This window comes from Chloroflexota bacterium, from assembly GCA_016219275.1.
In the GTDB taxonomy this organism is placed as follows: domain Bacteria; phylum Chloroflexota; class Anaerolineae; order UBA4142; family UBA4142; genus JACRBM01.
On record JACRBM010000099.1, the window covers coordinates 23,254 to 29,705 of the forward strand.

The following is a 6,452-nucleotide window of genomic DNA, read 5'->3' on the forward strand; positions in this document are numbered from 1 at the left end:
ATCAATCGGAAATTATCCCAGGTCGCCCAGTTCGTACAGCACCGCGCTCACCGCGACCAAGCCCGCGGTTTCGGCGCGAAGGATGCGCGGACCCAGCGAGACCGGCAGCACACCTTTGTCTTTCGCCAACGCGATTTCGTCTTCGGTGAAACCACCTTCGGGTCCGATGAACAGATTGATCGTTTTGGCGCGCGGCGCGTGCGCGAGCGCCTCGCGCAGTCCACGCGATTTCTCGCCTTCGTACGGAATCAACGCCAAGCCGTTCGCCGGCGTTTGGTCGCACGCGTGCGCGAACAACATCGGGGGCATCAAGTTCGGCAAGATCGCGCGCCCGGCTTGCTCCGCCGCTTCGACAATGATGCGATCCCAACGTTCGACGCGCGCGTCGCTCACATCGTCGAGACTGCCGACGATGCAACGCTCGGCGAGGAGCGGCACAAAAACACTCACGCCGATTTCGGTGCCCTTTTGCAAAACGAAATCGAACTTTTGCCCTTTGAGCAGACCTTGATACAACGTGACGTGCACCGGCGGCTCGGTCTCCAATTTCCATTTGTCGTTCACGCGCGCCCGCGCGGTGTCACGATCGAGCGTGACCAGTTCGACGCGATACGCCGCGCCGGAATTGTCGAGCAAAATAAATTCGTCGCCGGGGTGCATTCGCAACACATCGCGAATCTGATGCACGAGCGTACCGCGCAAAATAGCGCGGTCACCTTGAATAGCTTGCGGAGAGATGAAAAAGCGATGCATAATCAGTATTCAGTATTCAGAACTCTGTATTCAGTTGTCAGAAGAACGTTTCGCGCCGACCAACGTGACCCAATCGTCCTCTTGCTTTTGTTCGATCACGTGAATCCCGACGGCAGCGAATACCTCGCGCACATCGTCCGCTTTGAAATCGAGAATACCGGACGCGATGACTACCCCATTCGCGCGCAACGCGGCGGCGACGGCAGGCGCAAGATCGCAAATCACCTCTGCCAGTATATTGATGCAGACGAGGTCGAATTGGTTACATTCACGCGCGGCGTCAATCGAGCGTTGTTCGACGCGAATGATCGGCTCGACGTGATTGAACGCGACATTGCGCGCGGTCGTTTCCACCGCGACCTTGTCTAGATCGAGCGCGAGAATTTCGCGCGCACCAAGCTTCGCCGCGGTGATCGAAAGAATGCCGGAGCCGCATCCCACGTCGAGCATCTGCCAACCTTGCGAAGGCGCGAAGCGGGAAACCTTCGCAAGGTTCGCTTGTTGCTCTTCGAGCGCAACCATGCACAAGCGTGTCGTCGGGTGCAAGCCGGTGCCGAACGCCATCCCTGGGTCGAGTTCGATCACGATTTCGTCCGGTTGCGCGACGTACTCTAGCCACGACGGTTTGATGACGAGTCGCTTGCCGAGGTGCAGGATCGTGTAATATTTTTTCCACGCCTCCGCCCAATCCTCTTCCGCCAGTTCGCGCGTCTGCGGCGCGCTCATCGCGCGCAATTGCGACAAATGCCACAGCGCGACCTCGGCGCGTTCAACCTGCGCGCGGTCGTCGGATGAGAAAAAGGCGCGAACGGTAAACGCTCGCGCCGGATCCATCGTTTCGCCTGCCTCGGTGATCAAGGTTTGCTCGATCACCGCGCCGCCGCTCACCAATTCGTTGAGCAACGCCGCGGCGGCTTCGGCGCCTTCGGCATCGGTTTGGGTGCTCAGTTCAATCCAGTTCATCAAACCATCACGTGTAGAATTATTTGAATGCGTCTTTCACTTTGCCAAACACGCCTTTGCCTTCGGTGGGTTCTTTGCCTAGCGTGCGCGCAAATTCGCGCAAAAGCGATTTTTGTTTTTCATTGAGATGCTGCGGCACTGTAATCTGCGCGGTCACGAGCAAATCGCCGCGCCCTTTGCGTCGCAGGTACGGCACGCCCTCGTCTTTGACGCGAAACGTTTTGCCGTGTTGCGTGCCGGGCGGAATCGTCAACTTGGTTTGCCCGTCGAGCGTCGGCACGTCAATCTCGTCGCCGAGCGCGGCTTGCGCGATGTTGATCGGCAAGTCGAACAAGATGTCGTTGCCCTCACGCCGAAACATCGGGTGCTCGCGAATGTTGACGATGACGTAGAGATTTCCCGTTGGTCCGCCGCGCACGCCGGCTTCGCCCTCGCCCGCGAGACGAATCTGCGTGCCATCGTCCACGCCCGCCGGAATTTTCACGCTGAGTTTGCGCGTGACCTGCACGCGTTTTTGTCCGCGACAAGTCGAGCACGGGGTCGAGACGACTTCGCCTTCGCCTTCACAGCGCGGACACATCGCGACGTTGATGAACGAGCCGAAAATGGATTGCGTCGCGCGCCGCACCTCGCCGCTACCCTGGCATTGCGGGCAGCGCACGGGCGTCGTGCCCGGCTCCGCGCCGCTGCCCTTGCACGTCGAGCAGGTTTCGAGACGCGGAATGTCCAAGTCCTTGTCCGCGCCGAACACGGCTTCCTCAAAATTGAGCACAAGGTTGTATTTGAGATGCGCGCCCGGTTGCGGTCCCCGGCGCGCCGCGCCGCCGGTGCGAAAGCCGAAAAATTCTTCAAAGATGTCGGCGAAGCCGCCGGTGAAATCGGAATTGAATCCGCCGCCACCTGGGATATTGTGACCGTAGCGGTCGTACAACTGACGCTTTTCCGGATCGGAGAGGACTTGGTACGCCTCACCGGCTTCTTTGAATTTTTCTTCCGCCGAAGCATCCCCCTGATTTGCGTCGGGATGGAATTGCTTGGCAAGTTTGCGGAACGCGCGTTTGATTTCGTCGTCGGTAGCCGTTCGGCTGACACCGAGAACTTCATAGTAATCACGTTTATTAGGCACGGCGGTAATTATATCCAAAAGCAGTCTTTACGCAATCACGTTGCGGAATGGTCGCCGCCCCCACCCCAACCCTCCCCATGCGAAAGCGGGGGAGGGTAGAGCGGGGGTAGGACTTTATCATTGTCATTTCGACGAGCCGCGAAGCGTTTGCGAGGACGCGAAGCGTCTCCGTCCGCACCGGAAAAGGATTTCTCGCTCCGCTCGAAATGACAGATTGGCGCGACTTTGACCAAGCCCTGAGAGCGGGGGTTCCCCCTCTTGACAAAAACGCACAACGCGCTTAATATTTAGCCAAGACTAAATTTAGAGTTATCAATGACAAATAAACGCATCCTCAGTTCCGCCATCGAAGACTATCTCAAAACCATCTACGAACTCGAACTCGGCGCTGGCGCGGTCACGACGATGGCGCTTGCCGGAGCGATGGGCGTCTCCGCCGCGTCGGCGACGAACATGGTCAAGAAACTCGCCGCGATGAAACTCGCGCGCCACGCGCCCTATCACGGCGTCGAGCTAACGCCCGCCGGCGAAAAGATCGCGCTCGAAGTCGTGCGCCATCACCGGCTCATCGAACTATTTCTGCACGAGGCGCTCGGCATTCCCTGGGACCAAGTGCACGCCGAAGCGCACAAACTGGAGCACGTCTTGTCCGACAATCTCGAAGACCACATCGCGAATTTTCTCGGCGACCCGACGACCGACCCACACGGCGACCCGATTCCGACCAAAGCCGGCATCATCGCGCAGACCGCTCAACTCTCGCTCGCTGACCTCACGACCGACACGCGCGCGACGATTCAACGCGTCGCCGCGCAAGACCCGGCGCGCTTGCGTTACCTCGGCGAACTGGGTCTGGTGCCCAACGCCAATCTCAGCGTCATCGAGCAAACGCCTTTCGATGGACCGGTGCGCGCGCGTTTAGCGAACGGCGACGAGCGTGTGATTGATCGCGCGCTCGCGCGACAAATCTGGGTCGCCAAAGAAACTGAAACGCGATCACGCAAGCCGAAAAGCAAAATCATCAAGCATTCGTGATCGGCAGAACTCTGCCGTTCCGGCAATAATCAGGAGAAGAACATGCCTCAACCAGACAAGACCTTCCGCGACCTCTCGCGTCGCGATTTTATAAAACTGGGACTGGGCGGCGCGCTCGCCGTCGCCGGCACGAGCGCATTAGCCGCGTGCAATCCCACGACGCCGCACGCCGCGTCGCCAACCACCGCGCATTACAACGACCCGCACAACGCGATAGACGGCGCGATGCTTGCTATGCCGGGATTCGATGGGGAAATTGATTATGAAGCGAATGGCTTTAACCCGACCAATCTCCTCACCGATTTCGATTATGGCAAGGTCAGCACGCTGTCGAACGGACAGACTCTCCGCGAGTACAACGTCTTTGCCGGCGTCAAAGCCGTCGAAATTATGCCGGGCGTGATGTACGAGGCATGGACGTACAACGGGCGCGTGCCCGGACCGACGTTTCGTTGCACCGAAGGCGATCGCATTCGCATCAACTTTGTGAACGCCACACCGCACCCGCACTCGATGCACTTTCACGGCATCCACCCAGGAAACATGGATGGTGTTTACGAGCCAATCCCGCCGGGCGGCAAGTTCGTGTACGAATTCGACGCCGAGCCGTTTGGCTTGCACTTGTATCATTGCCACGTTTTTCCGCTCGCCGAACACATCGCGCGCGGACTGTACGGCACATTTATCGTTGACCCTAAACAAGGTCGTCCTCAAGCCGACCGCGAGTTTGTGATGATGATGACCGGTACCGATCTCGATTTCGACGGCGAGAACGACGTGTACGCGGTCAACTTTATCCCCTTTCATTACGACAAATATCCGATCAAGATCAAGGTCGGCGAACTCGTGCGCGTCTACCTCGTCAATATCCTCGAGTTCGATCCAGTCAACTCATTTCACCTGCACGCAAATTTCTTCCACTATTACCCGACCGGCACGAGTCTCACTCCGGTCGAGTTCACCGACACGATCGCGCAGATGCAAGCCCAGCGCGGGATTCTGGAATTTCGGTACAAGTTTCCGGGCAAGTACATGTTCCACGCGCACAAGACCGAATTCGCCGAATTAGGTTGGACTGGCGTATTCCAAGTAGAGGGATAAAATGGAAACCACAATTCAAACGCGCACGGGCAGTCGCACCGCACTGCTCTTTGGCATTCCGATACTTTTATTGGCGGGCGTGATCGCGTTGTTCTTGTTCACGAACGGCGCGGGATTGAACATCGAACCCGCCGCACCCATCGAAAACTTGCAATTCGAGCGCACGCTCTTGCGTCCCGGCGTCATCGAACTGCACGTACGCAACACGAGTCCGCAAGAAATCACGCTCGCTCAGGTCATCGTCAACGACGCGGTGTGGCAATTCACCGCGTCGCCCAGCAAGACCTTGCCGCGCATGGGGCAAGCCATCGTCACCCTGCGTTATCCATGGACACAGGCGAGCGCGTACAACATCGCGATTTTTTCGGCGAGTTCGATTGCGTTTCGCACCGAAATCCCGGTCGCCGCGCCCACCGCCACCGCGTCGAGTGAAACGCTGTGGAGTTTTTCGCTGATCGGATTGTACGTCGGCGTGATTCCTATTTTCCTGGGAATGCTGTGGCTGCCGGCGTTACGCCGGCTCGGCGCGCAATGGCTGATGTTTTTGATGGCGGTCACTGCCGGCTTGCTCGTTTATCTCGGCATTGACGCGACGAGCGAGGCGCTCGAAATTGCCGGCGCGTTGGGCGGCGCGTTTCAAGGTGTGGGGCTGATCGGCATCGGCATCGTCGCGACGTTCTTGTTGCTCGATGCGATCACACGGCGTCAAGTCGGCGTCGGTCGCGGGGAAACCTCGCAACGCGTAACGCTCGCGTTCATGATCGCGGTCGGCATTGGTTTGCACAACCTGGGCGAGGGTCTTGCGATTGGCGCGGCGTACAGCACCGGTGCGGCGTCACTCGGCACGTTCCTCGTCATCGGTTTCATCATCCAAAACATCACCGAGGGCTTGGGCATCATCGCGCCGATCCTCAAAGATCGTCCCGCGTGGCGCGCGCTGGTGTGGATGGGATTCATCGGCGGCGCGCCGGCGATCATCGGCGCGTGGATCGGCGGCTTGAACTTTTCACAACCGCTCGCGGTGCTGTTTCTCGCGATCGGTGCGGGCGCGGTGTTCGAGGTCGCGTACGAAATCGCGAAATTGGTTCACAAGGACACGGCGAAACGCCCGATGCCATTGACCGTTTTCGCGGGCGTGACGGCGGGAATGCTTTTACTGTACGTCACCGGCTGGTTCATCAAATAGAATCAACGAAGGTAACTACTCAGCCAACCCACATTTACGCCGATGAAAAAACAAATTTATCCGCGAATAACGCGAATTGCGCGAATAAGAAGAAAAAATTAGCGAAGATTCGCGTAATTCGCGGATAAAGGAACGATGGCTGAGTAGTTTGGCAATGTCAGATTAGACAAACATTCTAAATTGGACAATTGTAGCGAGTTGTGGCATTGATTAGAGAATGACGCTACTTCACTCTCGCCCAATCTGTTCGATCCCGATGGCTGGGGCGTGCCCAGCGATGCCGTGGAT

General features: G+C 58.1%; 6 protein-coding genes. 3 read left to right on the forward strand and 3 right to left on the reverse strand.

Annotated features, from left to right (window positions below):
* Positions 1–12: 12 nt before the first annotated feature.
* The 3 genes from HY868_26085 to dnaJ are packed head-to-tail and all read right to left on the reverse strand — an operon-like array spanning position 13 to position 2,842.
* Positions 13–753: a 16S rRNA (uracil(1498)-N(3))-methyltransferase gene (locus tag HY868_26085; protein ID MBI5305626.1), complete on the reverse strand. Its 741-nt coding sequence runs from the start codon at positions 751–753 to the stop codon at positions 13–15.
* Positions 754–783: 30 nt separating this feature from the next.
* On the reverse strand, positions 784–1,716 hold the full coding sequence (gene prmA / locus HY868_26090) for a 50S ribosomal protein L11 methyltransferase (protein ID MBI5305627.1): 933 nt from the start codon (positions 1,714–1,716) through the stop codon (positions 784–786).
* A 19-nt stretch (positions 1,717–1,735) separates the two neighbouring features.
* On the reverse strand, positions 1,736–2,842 hold the full coding sequence (gene dnaJ / locus HY868_26095; GenBank protein ID MBI5305628.1) for a molecular chaperone DnaJ: 1,107 nt from the start codon (positions 2,840–2,842) through the stop codon (positions 1,736–1,738).
* Positions 2,843–3,157: 315 nt separating this feature from the next.
* Here dnaJ and HY868_26100 point away from each other — a divergent pair, with 315 nt between their 5' ends.
* Genes HY868_26100 through HY868_26110 form a run of 3 tightly spaced genes read left to right on the forward strand, consistent with a single transcriptional unit; the run spans position 3,158 to position 6,164 of the window.
* On the forward strand, positions 3,158–3,877 hold the full coding sequence (locus HY868_26100; protein ID MBI5305629.1) for a metal-dependent transcriptional regulator: 720 nt from the start codon (positions 3,158–3,160) through the stop codon (positions 3,875–3,877).
* A 42-nt stretch (positions 3,878–3,919) separates the two neighbouring features.
* The gene (locus tag HY868_26105; GenBank protein MBI5305630.1) at positions 3,920–4,978 is read left to right on the forward strand and encodes a multicopper oxidase domain-containing protein; all 1,059 of its coding nucleotides are present in this window, start codon (positions 3,920–3,922) and stop codon (positions 4,976–4,978) included.
* A gap of 1 nt (position 4,979) precedes the next feature.
* Complete coding sequence (locus HY868_26110) at positions 4,980–6,164, forward strand: metal transporter (protein ID MBI5305631.1); 1,185 nt, start codon at positions 4,980–4,982, stop codon at positions 6,162–6,164.
* Positions 6,165–6,452 lie beyond the last annotated feature (288 nt).